21 protein-coding genes and 1 pseudogene are annotated in these 20968 nt (G+C 67.4%); 10 read left to right on the plus strand and 12 right to left on the minus strand.

Annotation, left to right across the window (positions count from 1 at the left end; translation table 11 throughout):
• Positions 1–330: 330 nt before the first annotated feature.
• Both QFW77_RS01635 and QFW77_RS01640 read right to left on the minus strand, forming a co-directional pair.
• On the minus strand, positions 331–726 hold the full coding sequence (locus QFW77_RS01635) for a GFA family protein (RefSeq protein WP_280572439.1): 396 nt from the start codon (positions 724–726) through the stop codon (positions 331–333).
• Between the two features lie 32 nt (positions 727–758).
• Positions 759–1181 carry a DUF1801 domain-containing protein gene (locus QFW77_RS01640; protein WP_280572441.1) on the minus strand — a complete coding sequence of 141 codons (423 nt, stop codon included), beginning with the start codon at positions 1179–1181 and terminating at the stop codon, positions 759–761.
• A gap of 283 nt (positions 1182–1464) precedes the next feature.
• Here QFW77_RS01640 and QFW77_RS01645 point away from each other — a divergent pair, with 283 nt between their 5' ends.
• Both QFW77_RS01645 and QFW77_RS01650 read left to right on the plus strand, forming a co-directional pair.
• Positions 1465–2922, plus strand: coding sequence for a serine hydrolase domain-containing protein (locus tag QFW77_RS01645; RefSeq protein WP_280572444.1), 1458 nt, complete (start codon positions 1465–1467; stop codon positions 2920–2922).
• Complete coding sequence (locus QFW77_RS01650; protein ID WP_280572445.1) at positions 2903–4009, plus strand: serine hydrolase domain-containing protein; 1107 nt, start codon at positions 2903–2905, stop codon at positions 4007–4009. Before QFW77_RS01645 ends, QFW77_RS01650 begins: the two co-directional genes overlap by 20 nt.
• A gap of 151 nt (positions 4010–4160) precedes the next feature.
• Here QFW77_RS01650 and QFW77_RS01655 read toward each other — a convergent pair whose 3' ends face one another.
• The 4 genes from QFW77_RS01655 to QFW77_RS01670 all read right to left on the minus strand — a co-directional run bounded on the left by QFW77_RS01655 (position 4161) and on the right by QFW77_RS01670 (position 7319).
• The gene (locus QFW77_RS01655) at positions 4161–4592 is read right to left on the minus strand and encodes a GNAT family N-acetyltransferase (protein ID WP_280572447.1); all 432 of its coding nucleotides are present in this window, start codon (positions 4590–4592) and stop codon (positions 4161–4163) included.
• A 103-nt stretch (positions 4593–4695) separates the two neighbouring features.
• Complete coding sequence (locus tag QFW77_RS01660) at positions 4696–5046, minus strand: DUF2200 domain-containing protein (protein ID WP_280572449.1); 351 nt, start codon at positions 5044–5046, stop codon at positions 4696–4698.
• 166 nt (positions 5047–5212) lie between these two features.
• Positions 5213–5692: a hypothetical protein gene (locus tag QFW77_RS01665; protein ID WP_280572450.1), complete on the minus strand. Its 480-nt coding sequence runs from the start codon at positions 5690–5692 to the stop codon at positions 5213–5215.
• A gap of 118 nt (positions 5693–5810) precedes the next feature.
• Positions 5811–7319 (minus strand): amidohydrolase family protein, encoded by a 1509-nt coding sequence (locus QFW77_RS01670; protein ID WP_280572451.1) that lies wholly within the window; start codon positions 7317–7319, stop codon positions 5811–5813.
• 149 nt (positions 7320–7468) lie between these two features.
• Here QFW77_RS01670 and QFW77_RS01675 point away from each other — a divergent pair, with 149 nt between their 5' ends.
• From QFW77_RS01675 to QFW77_RS01690, 4 genes are all read left to right on the plus strand, one after another.
• Positions 7469–8083: a TetR/AcrR family transcriptional regulator gene (locus QFW77_RS01675; protein ID WP_280572452.1), complete on the plus strand. Its 615-nt coding sequence runs from the start codon at positions 7469–7471 to the stop codon at positions 8081–8083.
• A gap of 154 nt (positions 8084–8237) precedes the next feature.
• Complete coding sequence (locus QFW77_RS01680; protein WP_425603248.1) at positions 8238–8798, plus strand: MarR family transcriptional regulator; 561 nt, start codon at positions 8238–8240, stop codon at positions 8796–8798.
• The gene (locus tag QFW77_RS01685) at positions 8785–9477 is read left to right on the plus strand and encodes a hypothetical protein (protein WP_280572454.1); all 693 of its coding nucleotides are present in this window, start codon (positions 8785–8787) and stop codon (positions 9475–9477) included. Before QFW77_RS01680 ends, QFW77_RS01685 begins: the two co-directional genes overlap by 14 nt.
• Before the next feature lie 45 nt (positions 9478–9522).
• Complete coding sequence (locus tag QFW77_RS01690; protein ID WP_280572455.1) at positions 9523–9783, plus strand: YlcI/YnfO family protein; 261 nt, start codon at positions 9523–9525, stop codon at positions 9781–9783.
• Here the strand turns inward: QFW77_RS01690 and QFW77_RS01695 are convergent.
• The 4 genes and pseudogenes from QFW77_RS01695 to QFW77_RS01710 form a co-directional block, all read right to left on the minus strand.
• Positions 9773–9877 (minus strand): annotated as a pseudogene (locus QFW77_RS01695) (cold-shock protein); the annotation flags it as partial. The gene QFW77_RS01690 and the pseudogene QFW77_RS01695 overlap by 11 nt on opposite strands.
• A gap of 64 nt (positions 9878–9941) precedes the next feature.
• The gene (locus QFW77_RS01700) at positions 9942–10370 is read right to left on the minus strand and encodes a type II toxin-antitoxin system VapC family toxin (protein ID WP_280572456.1); all 429 of its coding nucleotides are present in this window, start codon (positions 10368–10370) and stop codon (positions 9942–9944) included.
• A 14-nt stretch (positions 10371–10384) separates the two neighbouring features.
• Complete coding sequence (locus tag QFW77_RS01705; protein WP_280572457.1) at positions 10385–10636, minus strand: type II toxin-antitoxin system Phd/YefM family antitoxin; 252 nt, start codon at positions 10634–10636, stop codon at positions 10385–10387.
• Positions 10637–10703: 67 nt separating this feature from the next.
• Positions 10704–11189 (minus strand): MarR family winged helix-turn-helix transcriptional regulator, encoded by a 486-nt coding sequence (locus QFW77_RS01710; RefSeq protein ID WP_280572458.1) that lies wholly within the window; start codon positions 11187–11189, stop codon positions 10704–10706.
• 76 nt (positions 11190–11265) lie between these two features.
• Here QFW77_RS01710 and QFW77_RS01715 point away from each other — a divergent pair, with 76 nt between their 5' ends.
• On the plus strand, positions 11266–12324 hold the full coding sequence (locus QFW77_RS01715) for an efflux RND transporter periplasmic adaptor subunit (RefSeq protein WP_280572460.1): 1059 nt from the start codon (positions 11266–11268) through the stop codon (positions 12322–12324).
• Complete coding sequence (locus tag QFW77_RS01720) at positions 12321–15383, plus strand: efflux RND transporter permease subunit (RefSeq protein ID WP_280572462.1); 3063 nt, start codon at positions 12321–12323, stop codon at positions 15381–15383. Before QFW77_RS01715 ends, QFW77_RS01720 begins: the two co-directional genes overlap by 4 nt.
• A 259-nt stretch (positions 15384–15642) precedes the next feature.
• Here the strand turns inward: QFW77_RS01720 and QFW77_RS01725 are convergent, their stop codons facing one another.
• Positions 15643–16188, minus strand: a complete 546-nt coding sequence (locus QFW77_RS01725) for a carboxymuconolactone decarboxylase family protein (protein WP_280572464.1) — start codon at positions 16186–16188, stop codon at positions 15643–15645.
• A gap of 86 nt (positions 16189–16274) precedes the next feature.
• Between QFW77_RS01725 and QFW77_RS01730 the strand changes: the two genes are divergently transcribed.
• Entirely contained in the window at positions 16275–17198 is a 924-nt protein-coding gene (locus tag QFW77_RS01730) for an AraC family transcriptional regulator (RefSeq protein WP_280572466.1), read from the plus strand.
• Positions 17199–17245: 47 nt separating this feature from the next.
• Complete coding sequence (locus QFW77_RS01735; RefSeq protein WP_425603249.1) at positions 17246–17704, plus strand: efflux RND transporter permease subunit; 459 nt, start codon at positions 17246–17248, stop codon at positions 17702–17704.
• A gap of 9 nt (positions 17705–17713) precedes the next feature.
• Here the strand turns inward: QFW77_RS01735 and QFW77_RS01740 are convergent, their stop codons facing one another.
• Positions 17714–20968: a DEAD/DEAH box helicase gene (locus QFW77_RS01740; RefSeq protein WP_280572470.1), complete on the minus strand. Its 3255-nt coding sequence runs from the start codon at positions 20966–20968 to the stop codon at positions 17714–17716.

Here is a 20968-nt window from a genome sequence, read left to right on the forward strand (position 1 = left end):
GGAGCAACGTAGCCACCACCGCCATCGTGCATCATCACTGCCATGTCGTTGTCTCCGTGGGGAGGCGCACCACGGGCGCGGCGCGCGCATGAGCGAATGCTGCGCCTTGCCACGCGCCGCGGCATCTGGGGTCGTCCCTAGGTCGGCCCGAAACCGTGCACCCTGCACAACGGCACCGGCGCGACACCCGCCGTCATCCCCGCGGGAACGCCCCCGTAGGAGCGGGCCATGCACGCGAAAGCCGGCGCCGTCGGCCGACACCCGGCATCACCGCCACCCAACCGAAGCCCCCATGGCCGCGACAGCCGACGCCCCTTACCCGGCCGCACCTCAGTCGATGTGCTCCATGTCCTCAGGCAGCCCCAACCAGCCGTGCATGCGCGACTCGTACACCGACACCCGCGGCCGGGGGAACGCCGGGTCCGCGAAGGCCCCGATCGGGATCACCACCACGTCGGCAAGCGCATCGGGCGTGTAGAAGACCGTGGTGCCGCAGACCGGGCAGAAATGGAACCGCGCCCTGCCGCCCTCGTCGCCGACGCGGACGTACTCGGTGCTCGGCCCCTCGATTGTCACCGCGTCGGCAGGGAACCGCGCCTGGGCGGCGAACACGCTGCCGCTGCGCCGCTGGCACGCCAGGCAGTGGCAGATCGAGATCCGCACCGGCTCGCCGCGTACGCGGGCGACGAGCTTGCCGCAGCAGCAGGAGGCGAGACGGTCGGCCATGGCGGGGTGCCCCGTGAACCCGGGTGCGCCGCTCAGAACAGCGCGTCGCCGGGCAGCTTCGCCGCCTGCTTGAACCACTTGGCCAGCTGCGCCTCGTCGATCTCCTCGTCCTCGTGGATGTGGAGGTAGCGCACCTGCTCTTGCTTCGACGTCTCCGGCGGCATCGGGCGCAGCGAGGCGCCGTTGAGGAAGGTCACCTTCACGTACCGGGCGAAGCAGTGGTAGCTGAGGAACCAGCCCTTTCCCTCCACGCCGTAGAAGGGCGAGTTCCAGCGCACCGCCCTGCGCACCTTCGGCACGGCCTTTTCGACCAGCGCGTCCAGGCGCTCCCCCACCTCCCGCTTCCAGCCCGGCATCGCCTCGATGTAGGCCTGCACCGGGCCGTCGCCGTCGCCCTTGGGGATCTGCGGATTGCCGCCGGACAGCAGGGCCGGCTTCTTCGCTGCCTTGGTCATGATCTCACCCGTTCCGAGAGTCTGGGGTCCGGCTCCTGCGGGAGCCTTGCGCCAGCCCATTGGACTGCAAACCGCCGCGCCACTCAAACGGGGCCGCTCGCTTTGCGCGGCGCCAACGCCGCGGCGCCCCGCTTCGCCCGCCCCAGCCGCGCGCAGCCGTCGCGCTCCAACCGTCGCCCCGATCGGGCACCCATCCGCGTTTTCGGCGGTTCCGTCGCATCGCGGTTGATCGACGTCCGCGCCCGCGCCAGCCTGCCCCCGGTCCTTCACCGGCGTTCATCTCATGAAACTTCTCGCATCCTGCCTGGGCGTGCTCTGGGGGCTGGCGGCCGCCACCGCGTCGGCGGCGGCGCCGGACACCAGCCCCGAAGCGGCGGCCGCGCGCGTCCGCGAGGGCCTGCTGCCCGCCCACTACCTGGACGGGCACCTCGCCGCCAGGTCGATCCCGCAGGCGATGCTGGAGGAGGGCATTCCGGGGCTCGCCATCGCCTTCGTCGACGACGGCGAGATCGCCTGGCAGCAGGCGTTCGGCTACGCCGACCTCCGGACCGCCACCCCGGTCACGCCCGACACGGTGTTCGCGGCAGCGTCGCTGAGCAAGCCGGTGGCGGCCATGACCGCGCTGCACCTGGTGGACCGGGGCCTGCTCGGCCTCGACGAGGACGTCAACCAGCACCTGCGCGGCTGGAAGCTCCCCGCCGACCGGTTCACCGAGACCGAAAAGGTCACCCTGCGCCGGCTGATCGGCCATACCGCCGGGGTCAAGAACCACGTGTGGGCGTCCTACGCGCCCGACCGGCCGCTGCCGACGGTGGAGGCCCTGCTCTCGGGCGCCGCGCCCTCGGTGGATCCGCCGGCCGTGCTCGAATCCGAGCCCGGCCAGCGCTACAGGTACTCGAACCCGGGGTACCTGATCGTCGAGAAGCTCATCCAGGATGCGACCGGCCGGGACTTCGGCGCCGAGGCCGAGCGGATCGTGTTCGCGCCCGCCGGCATGCGGCGCAGCTCCTTCGCGCAACCGCTGCCGCCAGCGTTGCGGGCCGATGCCGCCACCGGCTACTCGGGCGATCTGCACCCCTACCCGTACCGCGCGTTCCCGTTCCTGGCCGCGGGCGGGCTGTGGTCCACGCCCGGTGACCTCGCACGGTTCGCGGCCACCCTCATGGCCGACCACGGCCCGGGCCGGAACCGGATCGTTTCGGACGAACTGGCGGCGGAGGTCTTCGCCCGCTCCGAGGCCAGGCTGGGCTTCACCAAGAAGCTGGGCCCGGGCGAACTGCTGTTCGAGCACTGGGGCAGCAACGCCGGTTTTACCAGCTACCTGGTCGGCTCGCTTCCGGACCGGCAAGCGCTGGTGGTGATGACCAACAGCGACCAGGGCTTCGACCTGATGGCGTCGATCGCCCGCGCGGTGGCCCGGGAGTATGGCTGGGCGCCGCTGGAACCCGAGGTCTACCGGGAAACCGCCGTCCCCGTGGCCGCGCTGGAGCGCTTCGCCGGCACCTACGGCGCGGAAGAGGATGGGAGAAACCGGCTGGTGTTCACGCTGGCGCAGGGCGAGCTGCGCCTGCGGGAGCCCGGCGCGGAGTCCGCCCAGGCGCTCGTCCCGGTCGGCGACCAGACCTTCCTTTCGGTCCCGCGCAACACCAGCTACCGCTTCCTCGAGGCGAAGGACGGCGGCATCGGCTGGGTGCGCGTGACCGCCGCCAGCGGCTACAACAATGACTTCCCGCGGAACTAGGCTACGCCAGCGGCGGAGCGGCTGGCCGGCACTGGCGTCGTTCGCCCTGGCGGCGCTGCTGGCCGGCTGCGCGGCCGCCCCCGAAGCGCCGGCCGGCGCCCACCAGGCGAGGGACTTCGCCGCGCTCGACCGGTTCGTCCGCCGCGAGATGGAAGCGGCCGGCGTGCCCGGCCTGGCGATCGCGGTGCTCCGGGACGGCCGCATCGTCCACCAGGGCGCCTACGGCGTGAAGCACGCGGCGAACCGCGAGCCGGTCACGCCCGACACCCTGTTCGAAGCGGCCTCGCTGTCCAAACCGGTGTTCGCGGCCTTCGTCGTGCTGCAGGCCGAGCAGGGCCTGCTGGACCTGGACCGGCCACTGTACCGCTACCTGCCGCACCCGGACCTCGCCGGCGACCCGCGGCATCGCCGGCTGACGGCGCGGATGGTGCTGGCCCATGCCTCCGGGCTGCCGAACTGGCGGCAGGACACCGGCGGCGAACTCAAGTTCCTGTTCGAACCGGGAACGCGGTTCGGCTACTCCGGCGAAGCCTACGAATACCTCAAGGACGTGCTGAAGCACCTGCTCGGCGTGGACGATGCCGGCCTGCAGGCGCGCCTGGAGGCGGATGTCTTCGGGCCGATCGGCGCGCCTTCCATGCGCTACACCTGGGACGCATCCATTCCCGCCCGCAAGGCGTACGGGCACCGCGGCGGCACCCCCACCGACAATCACCGGCACGATGACGGGTTCGGGGCCTCGTACACCCTGCACGCCACGGCATCGGACTACGCCAGGTTTCTGGCCATGCTGGCCCGGCCGGGCCGCGACCGCGCGCCCGCGGTGGCGCGGCTGCTGGCGATCCAGCGGGACCTGCCGCACGAAGAGGGCGAACTGCACCGGAGCCTGGGCTTTCCGGTGAAGGCCACGGCGCGGGGCCTGCGCTACTACCACGCCGGAAACAACGGCGACTTCCGGGCGTACTGCCATCTCTACCCGGGTCGGGGCGACGGCGTGGTGCTGTTCGGCAACGCCGACAACCTGTTCTCGTCCGGCCTGGCGCAGCGGATCCTGGAGCGCCTCGAGGAGCCGTGGTTCTACATGTAAAGCGCGAATGGCGTGCGGACCCCACTTCGCCCGGCCCGTTTTACCCCCGCCTGGAGTCGATGCCGCGGGCATTGTCGATCGGCATGTCGAGGCGGCAGAACGGCCCGCGGCCGCAGCCAACGCCGTTTCGGCGCGGCCGTCGCCCCGGTGCTCAGCAAAGCCTGGACCGGAAGTGGAAGCACTCGATCCCGAAGCCCTCGCGGAAGTAGAACCGGTGCGCCTGCTCCCGGGTCACGCGCGAGATCAGCTGGATTTCGCTGCACCCCAGGGCCCGCCCCTGCTCCTTGAGCCTGGCGATCAACGCGGCGCCGTAGCCGCGCGAACGCACCCGCTCATCGACGACGAGGTCGTCGACGTAGATGAGTTTCTCGCAGTAAAGCATTCGCATGACGCGATACGTGGCCACGGCCCTGACCGCACCCCCGTCCCGCAGCGCCAACAGCCCGAGCCCTTCGCTCGCCATGAGGCTGCGGATCATCGGGACGTACTGGTCCTGTGCGATCTGGGGCCGGAGTTGCCGCATGACCTCGAAGGTGGCGGCAATCTGCTCGTCGGTTTCCGCAAAGGCGATGTCGATAGTCATTGGGATCCAGCGTTTGGATGAAGCGGGTGCCCGGGACGACCTAAACGGGCAACTCCGCGCAGCGCCGCCACACGGCGGCCGTTCTTCGACCCGTCGATCACCATCACCGCATGATCTTGTCCAGCGCCTTGCCCTTCGCCAGTTCGTCGATCAGCTTGTCCAGGCAGCGGACGTTGCGCACCAGCGGATCCTCGATCTCCTCCACGCGCACGCCGCAGACCACGCCCTTGATCAGCGCGCGGTTGGGGTGCATGGCCGGGGCCTCGGCGAAGAAGGCCTGGAAATCGCTTTCCTTGTCGATCTGCTGCTGCAGGCCGCGTTCGCTGTAGCCGGTGAGCCAGCGGATGAGCTGGTCGACCTCCTCCCGGGTGCGCTGCTTGCGCTCCGCCTTGGCGACATACATGGGATACACCTTCGAGAACTTCATCGTGGCCATGCGATGGTCGTTCTTCATTGCTCCTCCGATGGTGGGCCGAGCGCTGCCGGCCATCCGGGCTGCCGATCCGTCCGCGGCGCACATGAGAGACGCCGGGGCGGTTGGGGCGACGTGAACGCCCGCAAGCGACAGGGGCAGATTCACGCCGATGGATTCCCTGTTTCCCGGAAAGCCCGCCCCTGGTTCAAGCGGCACCGCGAAGCGGCATCGCCGTCGATGGCTTGCCCAACCACGCACCGCTGGCGCTTTCGCACCGGTGCCGCACCAGCTCCCGGCCGGGTGCGCTGGTCCGGTCGATCAGCCGGTCGCCGTCCGCCGAGAGCGTGAACTTCGCGGTGGCGAGCCAGGTTTCGCCTTCGCCGGACAGCTCCGAGATGAGTGCGATCTCGTCGCCGCGCACCACCACCGCCTCGATCGGGCCTTCGCTTTCCCAGTAGGCGATGCGGTGGTGCGCGATCCGAAGGATCAAGTCGTCGATGTGGGCATCGCACGCGCCGGGGCTGCCGGCCCAGCGACCCACGAAGCGGTCCGGAACCGTGGCTGCCGGATGCCCGGCGGAGAGTTGAAGCGGTAGCAGCAATGCGGCGATCGCAACGATGCGCTTCATCGGCCTCCCAGGCGCGCTGTCGACCGAATACGGCGATTTTTTCGAAGGCTTGCCCATGGATTTTTCCTCGGTTCGGCCAGGCTTCGGGCCGGACCGCAAGCCTAGCCGAGATCGCCTGGACGCTCGACAAGCAATGCAGATGGCATCCAGACACTTCATCGCCGCCCCGCCCGGATCAGTCGGCGATCGCGGGCGACCCGGCCTGCCGATTGGCGGCCTCGACGGCCCGCAGCATGGCGTCGAGATCGGCGCGTGACAGGACGCGGCCGTTGACGACGACCGTCTCGATGCTGGCCGTCGCACCGATGTCCTCGAGCGGATTCTCGCGCAGCAGCACCAGGTTGGCGCGGAAACCCTCCTCGATCCGGCCGGTGTTCCATTCCATCCAGCGGCCCGGCAGCGACGTCGCCGAGGCCAGCACCTGCGCGGGGCGCATGCCCGCCGCCACCAGCGCCTGCATTTCCTCGTGCATCGAGAACCCGGGCACCATCACCGGCACGTTGGCGTCGGTGCCCACCAGAATGGTGACGCCCGCGTCCAGCAGCGCCTCGAGCATCAGGTGGTGGGCCTGCGCGTAGGCCGCCCAGTAGGCCTCGTTGCGGCCGCGCCAGCCCTCGTTCCGGTGAGCGTCCGGCACCCGGTACGGATTCACGCCCGGCACCCAGCCCATGGCGTCCCCCTGCGCCACGCCGGGATTGACGTAGCCGAGCGCCACGTCCGGGAGCAGGCCTTCGAGGTCGACCGCCTGGCGGCCGAAGCTTTCGCTCAGGGCCAGCGTCGAGGTGACGTGGATCCCGTTCGCCGCCAGCCGTTCGGCGATCTCGCCGCGCCGCGCCCGCACATGGGCAAGGAACGCCTCGGCATTGGTGCTTCGCAGGCCCCCGAACTCGCGACCGAGCGCCTTCACCAGCTCCTCCACATGGGCGACCTCGGACTGGTTCGACGCCCACAGGTCCGGCAGGCCGGCGGCCAGGGGCAGATGACCGACCAACGGGACCGACATCTCCCGCGACGCCCGGCCCGCCTCGGCGTAGGCCTCGCGGCTCAGGAAGCTGCTGGCCTTGACGGCGTCGTAGCCCTGCTCGACGAGCGATTCGATCCTGCGCGCGGTGGCCGGCGGCGAGCGCACCACGTTGCGCCCGGAGGTCCAGCCCACCCAGAGCCCCTCCCAGAGCCCATAGGACGCGAGCTGCGCGGCGACGACGTACATGTCCGGCCCCAGGCGCCCGGATTCGATCTCCTGCTTCCATTGCAGGTGATGGGGGCGGCCGTGCATTTCGCGGACCTGCGTGACCCCGTTCGCCAGGTACAGCAGCAGATCGTTCGGGCTGTTCCACAGGTGCACGTGCGAATCGGTGTAGCCGGGCACGGCGAACAGCCCGCTGCCGTCGATCACGGCGATCGAACCGGCCGGCTCGACCGAAGGGCCGACGGCGCGGATGACGCCATCCTCGACCAGGATGGATTGCCGTGGTCGGAACTCCTCCCCGGCGGGGCCGAGCACCGAGACGTTGGCCAGCACGAACCGATCCGGCGAGCGCTGCGCCAGCCCCGGCTGCGCCACCGGCGTCGCGCCGCCGAACATCGTATCCACGGCATCCTCGATGACGAAGAAGGTCACCACGCCGCTGGCGATCGCCAGCACCGCGATGGCCAGGAAAATCCGAACGAGCCACTTTTTCACTGCAACCCCCTGTCAGGCCGACGCCCTGCATGGGCGGGTCGGCATGGATGCCATCTAGGCACTGTCAGGATCACCCTACGAGCCTAACTAGACACTGTCAAGATGCAGCCGTATCATCGGCGTCCTGATGCGCTGACGTTGGCGAGCCGGTGAACCGACAGCCCTACCATCATGGAAACCTGCCCTCGGCGCTGTTGCAGGCGGCCGAGGAGGAGCTGGCGCTGCACGGCATCGAGCGTTTTTCGCTGCGGGCGGTGGCCAAGCGCGCAGGGGTCAGCCATGCGGCGCCGGCGCATCATTTCCGCGACCTGCGCGGAATGCTGACCGCGCTGGCGGCCCGCGGCTACGAGCGGCTGCTCGCGTTCCAGGGCCGCCGGCAGGCAGCCGCCGCGCCCGATCCCCGCGCGCGGATCGTCGCCTCGGGGCTTGGCTACATCGACTTCGCGATCGCCCACCCGGCGCTGTTTCGGCTGATGTTCGCCTCGGATCGGCCGGACCGCGACGATCCCCGGTTCGCCACGGCGTCGCTGCAGACGTTCGAGAAGCTGGTCGCCGAAACCGAAGCGATCGCGAACAGGAACCCGTACCGGGACCCGGCGGCCATGAAGGACCTGATGGCCTCCTGGGCGCTCGTCCACGGCTTGGCCGAGCTGATCGTGTCCGGACGGGCCGAGCGCCCGCTGGGCCTGTCCGCACTGCAGGACGACGAACGCGACGCCCTGTTGACCGATATCGTTCAACGCTTGGCATCGGCGGGGGGCTGAAGGTGGAAAAGCTGCGTGCGATGCGGCGAAGGGGCTGGAGGACGTGCGCGCAGGCCGCACCGCCACGGCGGCAGAAACTGAAGCGCGGATTTGCACACGGGGGGCGCAATAGCCGGCACAGTCAGCCCTTGCCAAACAGCGACGCGTCGGCCATATTCGTTATTCGGGAATAGCGAATATGGCCATGTCTCTCAAACCCCAGGAATTGTTGGTGCTGCTCAAGGTGTGCGCGCACCCGGAGCGCAAGTTCACCTTCGCCGCGCTCTCGAAGGAACTGTCGATGAGCGCTGCGGAAGTACACGCCAGCGTGAAGCGCGCGGTCGTTGCCGGGCTGGCGGTGCAGCGGGGGCGAGGCGACTGGCAGCCGATCCGCCCGGCCCTGCAGGAATTCCTGCTGCACGGTGCGCGCTATGCCTTCCCGGCTGAGGTGGGCGCGGTGAAGCGGGGCGTGCCCACCTCGTACGGCGTACCACCCCTGGCCGGCGCGCTGCTCGGTGGAGGAGACGCGCCCGTGTGGGCCCACCCGCAAGGCAGTGCGCGCGGACCTAGCCTGTCCCCGATCTATCGCACGGCTCCGCAGGCGGCACTGGCCGACCCGGCACTCCACCAGCTGTTGGCGCTTCTGGATGCACTGCGCACGGGACGCGCGCGCGAGCGCGAACTGGCGGGTAAGTTCGTCCTGGCCGCCTTGAGTGGTCTGGATGCAGCGGCCTGACCCCAATCTGCCGCATCTGCTCGCAATCGCCGGCGCGCTGGGCGAGCTACGCGAGCGGATGGTCTTTGTCGGCGGTTCGATCGCGGGTCTGTTGCTGACGGATCCGCTGGCCGAAGGCGTACGTCCGACCCTCGACGTGGATGCCGTTGTCGAAGCGGATGGCTGGCTGAACTTTCATCGCGTCGAGGAGCAGATCGAACAGCGAGGCTTCGTGCGCGACGCCGCAAGCGGCGTGATCTGCCGATGGAAACACCGGGCATCGGGCATTCCATTCGACCTGATGCCGGTGGACTCCAACGTGCTTGGCTTCAGCAATCGCTGGTACGGCGAGGCGGTGACTACAGCGCAGCCCATGCAGCTGGCCGACGGGATCGTGATCCGCATGGTCGCCGCGCCGGCCTTCGTGGCGACCAAGCTTGAGGCCTTCCTGGGTCGCGGCCAAGGCGATTACCTGGCCAGCCATGACTTGGAAGATGTGCTCAACGTCGTCGACGGGCGTGACGAGTTGCCGAACGAGCTGCAACACGCGTCCATGCCTTTGCGGGATTTCGTGGCAAAGACATTTGCCGGCTTGCTCGCCAAGTCCGATTTCATCAACTGCCTCCCCGGACTGATCGCCGACGGGAGCCGAGCGGATCTAATTACCGAACGTTTGCGTCGCATCACGGCTCAGGATTGAATTACACGGCCCATCCAACATCCATCGCAATGCACGAGGTGCCTCGTGAAAACTGCATCGCTGCCTTGGCCTCCCCATGTCGACTCCGCGCTGCGCCAGACCGTCGAGTCCGTGCTGCAGGAAGGCGAAACTTGTTCCAGCTTCATTGAGAAGGCCATCCGCACCGAGGTCCAGCGGCGCCAGCAGCAGGCAGCCTTCATCACCCGCGGCCTGGCGTCACGCGAACGCGCGCGTTCCAGTGGCCGTTTTGTCGACGCCGACGAGGTGCTGGCCGCGCTGGAAGCCCGCCGCGCTGGAACGCCTTGACGTGGACGAACGCCCGATCGCCGCCGCCGTTCGGCGCCACGAAGCCGAACCCCTTGTCATCGTGCCAATCGGTGATACGACCGGCCAGGCGCATGGCGATTCCCCGTCACTACATCGCACTCACGATCGCAGCGGAGTGCTGGTCGCCCCGGTGAGGATCATCCGGCCTGTTCCTGCCACGGGTCCAGCAATGCGACATCCATGGGGGCGAAGTCGGCGGTGTTGCGGGTGACCACGGTCAGCCCGTGCACCAGCGCGGTGGCGGCGATCAGCGCGTCGTGGGCGGGGCGCGGGTCCGGCACGTGCAGTTGCGCGCAACGCAATGCCACGGGCTGATCGACCGGCAGGATGCGCCCGGCGAATTCCGGAATCACCCGCTGCTCCAGCCACGCACGCAGCAAGGCACCTCGCGCTGCATCGCGCCGTTCGACCCGCAGCACGCCAACCTGCAATTCCTGCAGCGTGATCACCGAGAGGAAGCAGGCTAATTCGTCGAGATCCGCCTGCCACGCGGCAACGCGCGCGGCCGCCCTGCCCTCGGCGACCTTGCGCAGTTCGGAGACGACATTGGTATCGAGCAGATACACGCTGGACAGGACCGTCAGGTTTCGAGGTCCGGGATGCGCGGCAGGTCGCGGAAGCGTGGCGGGTCGAAGTCGATATCCGCAACGCCCGGCATCGCCAACGCCTCGCCCAGGGTGCGGCGCTTTCCGGTGAGACGGCGGTAGTCCTCGATCGACAGCAGCACGTGCGCGGGCTTGCCGCGGTCGGTGATGAAGACCGGCCCGTGCCTGGCTTCGCGCTTGGCGCGGCCGATGTCGTGGTTGAGCTCGCGACTGGTCAGGGTGGTCATGGCGGGGCTCCCGGCAGGGAATGTAGCAACGTTACTACATACATTTGGCGCTCGCAAGACGGGCGCCTCAATCCGGCTTGAGCAGCGTCGTTGGCAGGGTCGCCACGCAGCGCTCCAGCAGGCCCACCAGCTGTTCCTGCTCCGTGGCCGACAGTACGCCCAGCGCGCCATCGATCACCCCCTGCGCCACCGCGCCGCCACGCGTGATCAGGTCGCGCCCCTTGTCGGTGATCCGCACCGTCATCACCCGGCCCAGCCAGGGGTGCGGCGCGCGCGTCACCAGGCCGTCGCGGCCGAGCCGCAGCAGGATCTGGTGCATGGTCTGCGGCGACACCGCGCTCATCCGCGCCAGCTCCGCGTTCGACTTGCCCGGGCATTCGGACAGGTGCATCAGCGTCAGCGCCTGCGGCCGGGTCAGCTCGATGCCGTGCTCGCGCAGGCGCTCCTCCATCAGCACCGTCAAGCCGACGTGCAGGCGCTTGAGCAGGGCGCTGGCGCGATAACCGCGGGAGTTCCTGAACGCTTGCAGTGGGCTGGACTCTGGTTTCGGCATTGCAGGCCCTCCGCGGGTTCCGCAGTGTATCAGTATGCTGATAGAGTATCAGCCTTCTGATACGAGCTGAACCCCGATGTCTGCCATTCCCCTGCGCGCGCTGGCCGTTGCCGGACTGCTGGCCCTGGCCGCCTGCGGCGACGACGCGACGCCCGAGGCCACGCCGAGCCTGACGGTCTCCCTGGCCACGCCCGCCACGCGCGAGGTGGTGCGCGAAGTGGTGGCCTCCGGCGCGGTGGCCGCCTGGGAGGAAGTGTCGGTGGGTGTCGAGCTGTCCGGCGTGCGCGTGTCGAGCGTCGAGGTGGAAGTGGGCAGCGTGGTGCAGCAGGGCGACGTGCTGCTGCGCCTGGACGACCGCACCCTGGCCTCGCAGCTGGCCCAATCCGACGCCGCGGTGACCGAGGCCCGGACCAACCTGGACACCGCCCGCCGCAAGGCCGCCCGCGTGCGCGAGCTGGCCGACGCGCAGATGGTCTCGCTGCAGGACGCCGAGGAGGCGGAGGCCGCGCGCGACAACGCCCAGGCGCGGCTCAACACCGCCATCGCCAGCCGCGACGCGGCGCGGGTGCAGCGCGACTTCACCGTGGTGCGCGCGCCGGTGGACGGTGTGGTGTCCGCGCGCAGCGTGCAGCCCGGGCAGGTGGTGGGCGCCGGCGGCGAACTGCTGCGCCTGATCCGCGACGGCCGCCTGGAATGGCGCGCCGAGCTGGCCGAGGCCGACCTGCTGCTGGTCGCGCCCGGTGCCACCGTGCAGGTGGAGACGCCCGCCGGCGCGATCGACGGCGTGGTGCGCCGGGTCTCACCGGCGCTGGATGTGCAGAGCCGCACCGGCACCATCTACGCCGACCTGCCCGAACCCGCCGGCCTGCGCGCCGGCATGTTCGCGCAGGGCCGCATCGCGCTGGGCCGGGCGCAGGCCATGCTGATTCCCAACGACGCGGTGGTGCGGCGCGACGGCCGCGCCTACGTGTTCACCGTCGAGGACGACAACCGGGTACGCGAGCGCGGCATCGAGGTCGGGCCGACCCACGGCGACCGGATCGAGGTGCGCAGCGGCCTGGAAGCGGACGCGCGCGTGGTCGCACGCGGCGCGGGCTTCCTGGGCGATGGCGACTTGGTTCGGGTGGTGGAATGAACTTCTCCGCCTGGTCGATCCATCGCCCGCTGCCGGCGATCCTGGTCTTCATCCTGCTTACCGCCGCCGGCCTGCTGGCGTTCAACCGCCTGGCCGTCTCGCAGTTCCCGGACCTCACCGTGCCGGTGGTCAACGTCACCGTGACCCTGCCCGGCGCCAGCCCCAGCACCCTGGAAACCCAGGTCACGCGCAAGGTCGAGGACGCGGTGGCCAGCATCCCCGCGCTCGACAACATGGCCTCGATCGTCAACGAGGGCGTGTCCACCACCGTGCTCACCTTCCAGATCGAGAAGGACGGCAACCTCGCCAAGGACGAGGTGCGCGATGCCATCGACCGCGTGCGCATCGACCTGCCGCGCGACGTCGAGCCGCCGATCGTCTCGCTGGTCAACGTCACCGGCGGCGACATGCTCACCTACGCCGTCACCGCCGACGGCTGGAGCGACGAGGAGCTCAGCTGGTTCATCGACGACACCGTCGCCAAGCGCCTGTTCGCCGTGCCCGGCGTGGGCTCGGTGCGGCGCATCGGCGGCGTGAACCGCGAGATCCGCGTCGCCCTGCGGCCCGAGGCCGTGCAGGGGTTCGGCGCCAGCCCGGCGCTGATCAGCCAGCAGCTCGCACGCATCCAGCAGGAGCAGCCCGGCGGGCGCACCACCATGGGCGGCAGCGAACAGGCGGTGCGCACGCTCGGCACCGTCGACAATGCCGCGGCCCTCGCCGATTTCCCGATCTCGATGCCCGACGGCCGCAGCGTGCGCCTGTCGACGCTGGCCACCGTGACCGACGGCAGCGCCACCGCCACCCAGCGCACCACCCTCGACGGCCGCCCGGTGATCGGCTTCGCCGTGCAGCGCACCACCGACACCAGCGAAGTGGACGTCGGCAACGCCGTGCGCGAGGCCGTGGCGGCGCTGCAGGTCGAACAGCCGCGCCTGCGCATGGTGGAAGTGGCCTCCACCACCCAGGAGGCCGAGAACTCGTTCGAGTCCTCGATGCACATGCTCTACGAGGGCGCGGCGCTCGCGGTGCTGGTGGTGTTCCTGTTCCTGCGCGACTTCCGCGCCACCCTCATCAGCGCCGTGGCGCTGCCGCTGTCGATCATCCCCACCTTTGCGGTGATGTACTGGTTCGGCTTCAGCCTCAACATGATCACCCTGCTGGCGCTGGCGGTGGTGGTGGGCATCCTGGTGGACGATGCGATCGTGGAGGTCGAGAACATCGACCGCCACGTGCGCATGGGCAAGGCGCCGAAAACTGCCGCACTCGAGGCCGCCGACGAGATCGGCCTGGCGGTGATCGCCACCTCGTGCACCCTGGCCGCGGTGTTCATCCCGGTGGCCTTCATGCCCGGCATCCCCGGCAAGTTCTTCCGCGAGTTCGGCTGGACCGCCGCGGCCGCGGTGATGTTCTCGCTGTTGGTCGCGCGCCTGATCACGCCGATGATGGCGGCCTACCTGCTCAAGCCGCTGCCCGAACACAAGGGCGACTCGAAGCTGATGCAGTGGTACCTGCGCTGGGTGGACCGCGCGCTCAGGCACCGCAACGCGACGCTCGCGATCGCGCTGGGCATCTTCATCGGCTCGCTGGCGCTGCTGCCGCTGCTGAAGGTGACCTTCATCCCGCCCGCCGACGGCATCCAGAGTACCGTGCTGATCGAGCTGCCGCCGGGCACCGCGCTGGCCACCACCGAGGAGGTGGCCGAGACCGCGCGCCGGCGCATCGCCGACATCCCCGAGATCGAGCGCGTGTTCGTCACCGCCGGCAGCACCTCCGGCACCGGCGGGCCGGGCGGGGACCCCAGCAGCGCCGAGCTGCGCAAGGCCACGCTCACCATCCGCTGGAAGGACGACCGCGGCCCGACCCAGTACGAGCTGGAGTCGGTGGTGCGCGAGCGCCTGGCCGACCTGCCCGGCGTGCGCCTGAGTTTCCAGGGTGGCGAGCCCGGCCGCGCGCTGCAGCTGGTGCTGGCCGGCGACGACCCGGTGAAGCTGGCCACGGCCGCGCGCGACGTGGAGCGCGGCATCCGCCAGCTGCCGGGCCTGGGTACCGTGAGCTCCTCGGCCGCGCTGGTGCGCCCGGAAATCATCGTGCGCCCCGATGCCGCGCGCGCCGCGGACCTGGGCGTGTCCACCGCCGACATCGCCGCCGCCACCCGCGTGGCCACGCGCGGCGACTACGAGCAGTTCCTGGCCAAGCTCAACCTGCCCGAGCGCCAGGTGCCGATCCGCGTGCAGCTCGACGAGGCCGCGCTGTCCGACCCGACCCTGCTCGGCCAGCTGCGCGTGCCCACCGCCGGCGGCGGCAGCGTGCCGCTCTCATCGGTGGCCGAGATCACCACCGCCAGCGGGCCTTCGCAGATCGACCGCTTCGACCGCCGCCGCAACGTCACGATCACAGTGGACCTCAACGGCATGGCCATGGGCGAGGTGGAGCAGCAGATCGACGCGCTGCCGGCGCTGCTGAACCTGCCGGCGGGCGTGGAACGCCAGGCCGCCGGCGACAGCGAAGTGTTCGCCGAGATGTTCGGCGGTTTCGCCATGGCCATGGTGGCCGGCATCTTCTGCGTCTACGGCGTGCTGCTGCTGTTGTTCAACCACGCCAGCCAGCCCATCACCATCCTGGTGGCGGTGCCGCTGGCCGCCGGCGGCGCCTTCGGCGCGCTGCTGATCACCGGCCTGGACATCTCGCTGTCGGTGCTGATCGGCCTGATCCTGCTGATCGGCATCGCGGTGAAGAACTCGATCCTGCTGGTGGACTACGCGGTGATGGCCGAGAAGCAGGGCATGGCCCGCCACGACGCCCTGATGGACGCCTGCCACAAGCGTGCCCGCCCGGTGATCATGACCACCATGGCCATGGGCGCCGGCATGCTGCCGATCGCCCTGGGCCTGACCGCCGACGCCAGCTTCCGCATGCCCATGGCCGTGGCCGTGATCGGCGGCCTGATCACCTCCACCGTGCTCAGCCTGATCGTGGTGCCGGCGGCCTTCACCCTTGTGGACGACGCCGAGGAGTGGGTGCTATCCAGGTTCCGCAAGCCCACCCCCGCCACCGCCTGACGAACATGGACCACGAGCGCGACATTCCCGCATGGATGGGGCCAGCCGAATAACCAATCGCAAGAACGGGGCTTCGAACCGTTGCAAGCCTGTTCTTTCCCTGGGGGGTTCGTAGAAAGAGAAAATTGCTCACTTCAAGCGAGCAATTTCCAGGCACTACAAACCTGACGATCATCCTGGTCAGCGGCGCGCACACCGCCAAGCTTCCGACAACGCAGACGACGCGGCCGGCGTGATCGCCGGCCGCAACCTCTAAGCCTCAAGCCGCAGCCCGCAGCCGCACCGCTGGGAAATCCACCGGCACCGCCAGCGCCACGTTCACGTAGTTGGTGAACAGGTTGAGCGCCACGTGCGCCAGCAGCTCGACGATCTCGCCGTCGTCGAACCCCGCCGCGCGCAGCGCCTCCACCTCGGAAGCCTCCACCTGTCCACGGCGCTCCACTACGGCCAGCGCGAAGCGCAGCGCCGCGGCGGTCTTCGGGTCGGCAGAGCGGCCGTCCTGCGCCTGGCTCATCTCCTCGGCGCTGGCGCCGGCCTTGCGGCCCAGCGCGGTGTGCGCGGCCAGGCAGTACTCGCAGGCGTTGCGGTTGGCGATGACCACCGCCACCTGCTCGCCCAGCCGCGCCGACAGGGCGCCGCCGCCCAGCGCGCCGAACGCGCTCCACATCGACTTCAGCGCGGCGGGCGAGTTGGCCACCGCGCGGAACATGTTGGGGGTGGCGCCGAAGGCGGCGTGGATCTCGGCCAGCAGGGCCTGGCGGTCGGGGGTGGTGGCGGCCGGGTCGACCAGGGGGATGCGGGACATGGGGTTGCTCCTTTGCGTGGGCCGCCGGGATTGGCGGCAGCGGCTAGACTAGGCGCCCGTTCTGGACGCAGGGCGCCGAAACGTCCATGAAACCTGCCGATTCGTCCACGCTATCCGCCGAGGACCCCGCCCCGGTCGACCGCCTGGCCGCCCTGCTCGACCGCTTCCACGTCCACGCCGAGCTGTTCCACACCGGTCCACTGTGCGGCCTGCACGTGTTCGAGCCCGCGCCCGGGCGCGCCTTCCTGCACGTGCTGCGCCGGGGCAGCATGGAGGTGGTGCACCGCGGCGCCCATGGCCTGGTGCGCACCGCGCTCGCCGAGCCCACCCTGCTGCTGTTCGCGCGCCCGGTGCACCACGAATTCCACAACGCCCCGGTGGACGGCGCCGACTTCACCTGCGCCACGCTCGATTTCGACGGCGGCGCGCGCAACCCCATCGTGCAGTCGCTACCACCGATGCTGGCGGTGCCGCTGGCCGCGGTGGACGGCCTGGCCCCCACCCTCGACCTGCTGTTCGCCGAAGCCGACCGCGTACGCTGCGGCTCGCGCCTGCTCGCCGGCCGCCTGTTCGAAGTGCTGCTGGTGCAGGTGCTGCGCTGGGCGCTGGACGAACCTGCCCAGTCCGGCGTGGACCGCGGCACCCTCGCCGGCCTGGCCCACCCGCAGCTGGCAAGGGCGCTCACCGCCCTGCACGCCCGCCCCGCCGAGCCCTGGCCGCTCGAACGCCTGGCCGCCCAGGCCGGCATGTCGCGCAGCGCCTTCGCCGCCGCGTTCAAGCACGCCGTGGGCACCACGCCCGCCGCCTACGTGCTCGACTGGCGCCTGGGCCTGGCCGCCGCCCGCCTGCGCGAGGGGCGCACGGTGAAGCAGGTGGCGCACGAGCTGGGGTTCGCGGAGGCGGGGGCGCTGTCGAAGGTGTTTCGGAGGCGGTATGGGGTTTCGCCGCGGGGTTGGAGGCTTGAGAGCGATGACGGCGCAACGACTGCTCTACCAGATTACGAGGACTGATCGTGAGCGTGAGTCCTTCCTCCATCGATCGTGCGCCCCGACGCCGCGTGCGCCGCCGACCTTGGCGTGTCCACCGCCGACATTGCCGCCGCCACCCGCGTGGCCACCCGCGGCGATTACGAGCAGTTCCTGGCAAGCTCAACCTGCCAAAGCGCCAGGTGCCAATTCGCGTGCAGTTGAACGAGGAAGCGCTGTCCGACCCGGCCCTGCTAGGCCAGCTGCGCGTGCCCACCGCCGGCGGCGGCAGCGTGCCGCTCGCGGCCGTGGCCGAGATCACCACCGCCAGCGGCCTCTCGCAGATCGACCGCTACGATCGCCGCCGCAACGTCACGATTACAGTCGACATCAATGGCCAAGCCATAGACGAGGTGGAAAAGCAGATCATCGCGCTGCCCTCGCCGCAGAACCTGCCGCTGGGCGTGGAGCGCCAGGGCGCCGGCCCACTCCAGTGCATCGGATCCCCCTCCCGCCGTGCGAGTAGGGGGCGCGAATTGCCACATGAATAGTGGATTGGGCTAGTCACTGCCGAAGACTTTGAGCTTTCGTCCTGTGAACTCAAGAATGAAGCCGTCGGCGGCTGCAAGTATCGATGAAAGTTTAGGCGTCATGCGTGCGGCAGACAGACCCGGCTGAACGATGCAAATGTTCACGCGGGTCCGATTGTTGGGGAGCCGGCGCAGGAGCGATCGCAGTGTCGGGGTGTCGCCGCGTTCGAAGCGGGTTGGACGCCCACCAAGACGGAGTTCGCGCTGCAGCATATGCTTCAGTAGGGCCTCGGGATGATGTGCTAGTCGGCAGCTCTTAATAGCTTGGCCGCATACGACATACAGATCATCAAATCTCGCCCCGGCGGAGTCGCTCTGTGAATACTTGCAGTGGTAGAGAGTGATCTCCAGCTCGTGGGCGTCGGGGCGTTCGTCGAGGACAATGATGTCTGCGGCCTCACCGGTGTCATCGTCGTCGAACACAATCGTGTGGTTCTGGGCCAGACAATGGTCAATCATGTGGCCTTGAACCGAATCGTGTCGTACTTGCCCGTTGCGCCACTTCGATTCCACTGTTACTGGCGTGTCTCCCCAGTCCAGTGTGAGGATGGAGCTGGCAGCGAAGGTGTATGGCAGGTTGTTCGGGTGTTTGAAGTGGTGCTTCCCTATCACCTCGGAGCCGTCTAGCAAGAGAACTGCTGGCGGGTTCGTAGTTAGGTAGTCGTCAAGGCCAATCAGCTGGTCGTTGTCAGGCAAGAAAATTCGTATTCCAGACTCGTGCTCTATCTCGAATCCCCCGTTCCACTTCATTCGAAGTTCGCAATAGTTCTGCGACGCGACAGAGGCAGCAATCTTTAGCTCGTCGCCGTCTACCTCAATGCTATCGAAGGACAGATCGGTGCTCGAAAATTGCGTATTGTCACCCTCGCAAAATATGCGGTGTTCGCCACCCGGATAGCCGGGCAGTAGCTCATTGGGCGCAATGCATATGAAGGGATCTCCGTCGGGTCGGGAAGTGATCTCTGTTGGGATGAGAGTAAACTGCAAATAGCTGTTGGTCGGTATGTTTGCGTCGAGTATCTTCCCGGCGATGCTATCGCACCACTTTCTCCACTCCGGAATCGTAAGCTGGCTCATTGACCAAGCTTGGCCTTTGAAAGACGCGCCAATATTGATCTTTGCGCCGTCCTGGTAACCAATTGCGAAAAGGTTTGACTTCGTGCTCCCTGCTTGTATAGCTGTACTCACTTGGGATCCGATATCAATTCCTGCGAGCATTTGGAACCTAAGCTGGCCCTTTCTGTAGAGGCCGACGTTATACAGTACGGATCGGCGTAAGCTATCGAAAATGCGGAACATGGATTCGCCTGAGATCAGGGTGGTCGTGTCTCCTCCAATGGTCTTGGCAAGCTTTGAGATGCGCAGGTCGCCGTAGGTGCTGTTGATATAGATAAGGCCATTTTCCGAGTTGTGGGCGATAACACTTAGGTTCCACTCAAAGCTCGCGGCATCTCTTGAAATGGTCCACTTTGGATACTTGATGTCATAAGTAACCAGAATCAACAGGTCGCGATCATCGCTTATCCAGCTTTGGTGCGCTGATGATGTTCTGGGTAAGGCGGATGCGGCTCTTTCCGGGTAAAAGTGGGATGAAGTAAATATCTTCACACCACACTTTGGGGTTATCAGGTTTAGGTCAAACTCCTTGTCTTCCGGCTTGGTTAGTGCCCGCATGCTGTTTGCAAAAGCGGCTGCTGCCTCCTCGGCCCCTATGGATCTTGCGCTTAGTTCCGGGACCATGTGGTTCCAGTCGGAATCTTCCGAGAAGAGCTCCTCGACTGCAGTTCCAGTCATTGCTTCGGCGATGTTGATAATAATCGTAGCGTTGCCAACCGAGTTCGTGGATCGGGTAAAGCGCCCGATGAACTGCAGCGTAACCGGCAGGCTGCGATGTGAGTCGTGGAGTGCGGCGATCTTTAAGTTGGGGATGTCGATTCCTTCACCAAGCATGTCAACACAGATCACGACCTTGTTCGAAAGGTTACGAATGCCCTCGATTGCTTTTCGGCGGGCTGATGCGCCTACGCCGTTGTGCAACAACACAGGATTCAACTCTGGGTACCGTTCCTTATAGATCTCATAAAGCCGGTCTGCGTGCTGCTGGGTGTGCGCACGGGCCATTATCAGATGATTGAATCCAACGGATTCATCCTGTTCTAGAGCCCTCACGGCCGCTTGGGCGATCATTATGTCGGCTTCGTATGGATCGGGCTCGTCTACTCTATGCACAGATATCTGCGAGAAGTAGCCTAGCTCTTGAGCCCTTCTTAGTGGGAACTGATAAATGAGCTCTCCGGGAACTCGGCGCCGGTCATTTCGATACGGGGTTGCTGTAACTGACAAAACTCGGGTTGACTCTGGAATGAGGCGTGAGATACGAGTCCAAGATGCGGAGGGCAGATGGTGCGCCTCATCGAACATAACTAGATCGAAGCGCTCGAGGAACTCGCTTATATTCTCGTCGTCCGCGCCCAGGAGCATTTGTGTTGTGGACACGACGACATTTGATGCAAGCAGGGTGCTTGCGCTGGATATCGCTTGTGGCGATTTGATAAGTTTTCCGACGACAGGGTTTAGGGCTGTCTCTGGTACGCCGCCTATGTCTCGCAGCCGTCCGAGCTTGGCGAAGCTTGAAATCATCTGCGTTCGGAGTGGATCGGTTGGAACGAGTACTAGCGCGCGCTTCGCCAGCTTAAGAAGCGTGGCGGCGATCAGCACGTCGGTCTTGCCAGTTCCGGTGGGTAGAACAACCTTTGCGTGGGTTGTTTTGACAGTCCAGTGGGCGGATATTGCATGTAGCGCGCCAACCTGTGGCAGCCTGAATCCTGGCGTTTGGGTGCCATCTGCAGTCTGCGATTCTTGGACTAGAAGTGGGTATCCTGTCCAGCTCCTGCGTACTTCTTCAGCGTATCTACTCAGTGCCGCATGGCTAATGCCCGGGTGGATTTTCCATGCCGCATCGTCCCCAAGGACGATGGTTTCGTTCTCGATTACACAGTTTGGTGCATGAATTTCGCGGGGTGTGCCGGTTGGTGCAAAAAGTCTCGAGAGAGAAATTGCTATCGGGTTCCCGTCGTGCTGAATTATTAGCGACTTAACCCGCCCGCGAGTCTCTGCGCTGATTGCACAGCCAGTCTCGATGGTCTGGCTTGGCTCTAGTTCGGCATTAATTTCTAGTTGCTCATCTTTGTAAGCGTAATTCGCCTTCGGAAGGGTGACGGTCAT

The organism is Luteimonas endophytica (genome assembly GCF_029887875.1).
Classification (GTDB): domain Bacteria; phylum Pseudomonadota; class Gammaproteobacteria; order Xanthomonadales; family Xanthomonadaceae; genus Luteimonas; species Luteimonas endophytica.

What these genes read in the sequence shown, in the direction of transcription:
- QFW77_RS01635 (WP_280572439.1), bottom strand. Translation starts at nt 726, where the DNA reads ATGGCCGACCGTCTCGCCTCCTGCTGCTGCGGCAAGCTCGTCGCCCGC.
- QFW77_RS01650 (WP_280572445.1), top strand. Translation starts at nt 2,903, where the DNA reads ATGACTTCCCGCGGAACTAGGCTACGCCAGCGGCGGAGCGGCTGGCCG.
- QFW77_RS01685 (WP_280572454.1), top strand. Translation starts at nt 8,785, where the DNA reads ATGCAGCGGCCTGACCCCAATCTGCCGCATCTGCTCGCAATCGCCGGC.
- QFW77_RS01665 (WP_280572450.1), bottom strand. Translation starts at nt 5,692, where the DNA reads ATGGGCAAGCCTTCGAAAAAATCGCCGTATTCGGTCGACAGCGCGCCT.
- QFW77_RS01740 (WP_280572470.1), bottom strand. Translation starts at nt 20,968, where the DNA reads ATGACCGTCACCCTTCCGAAGGCGAATTACGCTTACAAAGATGAGCAA.
- QFW77_RS01720 (WP_280572462.1), top strand. Translation starts at nt 12,321, where the DNA reads ATGAACTTCTCCGCCTGGTCGATCCATCGCCCGCTGCCGGCGATCCTG.
- QFW77_RS01710 (WP_280572458.1), bottom strand. Translation starts at nt 11,189, where the DNA reads ATGCCGAAACCAGAGTCCAGCCCACTGCAAGCGTTCAGGAACTCCCGC.
- QFW77_RS01705 (WP_280572457.1), bottom strand. Translation starts at nt 10,636, where the DNA reads ATGACCACCCTGACCAGTCGCGAGCTCAACCACGACATCGGCCGCGCC.
- QFW77_RS01715 (WP_280572460.1), top strand. Translation starts at nt 11,266, where the DNA reads ATGTCTGCCATTCCCCTGCGCGCGCTGGCCGTTGCCGGACTGCTGGCC.
- QFW77_RS01655 (WP_280572447.1), bottom strand. Translation starts at nt 4,592, where the DNA reads ATGACTATCGACATCGCCTTTGCGGAAACCGACGAGCAGATTGCCGCC.
- QFW77_RS01645 (WP_280572444.1), top strand. Translation starts at nt 1,465, where the DNA reads ATGAAACTTCTCGCATCCTGCCTGGGCGTGCTCTGGGGGCTGGCGGCC.
- QFW77_RS01725 (WP_280572464.1), bottom strand. Translation starts at nt 16,188, where the DNA reads ATGTCCCGCATCCCCCTGGTCGACCCGGCCGCCACCACCCCCGACCGC.
- QFW77_RS01730 (WP_280572466.1), top strand. Translation starts at nt 16,275, where the DNA reads ATGAAACCTGCCGATTCGTCCACGCTATCCGCCGAGGACCCCGCCCCG.
- QFW77_RS01660 (WP_280572449.1), bottom strand. Translation starts at nt 5,046, where the DNA reads ATGAAGAACGACCATCGCATGGCCACGATGAAGTTCTCGAAGGTGTAT.
- QFW77_RS01640 (WP_280572441.1), bottom strand. Translation starts at nt 1,181, where the DNA reads ATGACCAAGGCAGCGAAGAAGCCGGCCCTGCTGTCCGGCGGCAATCCG.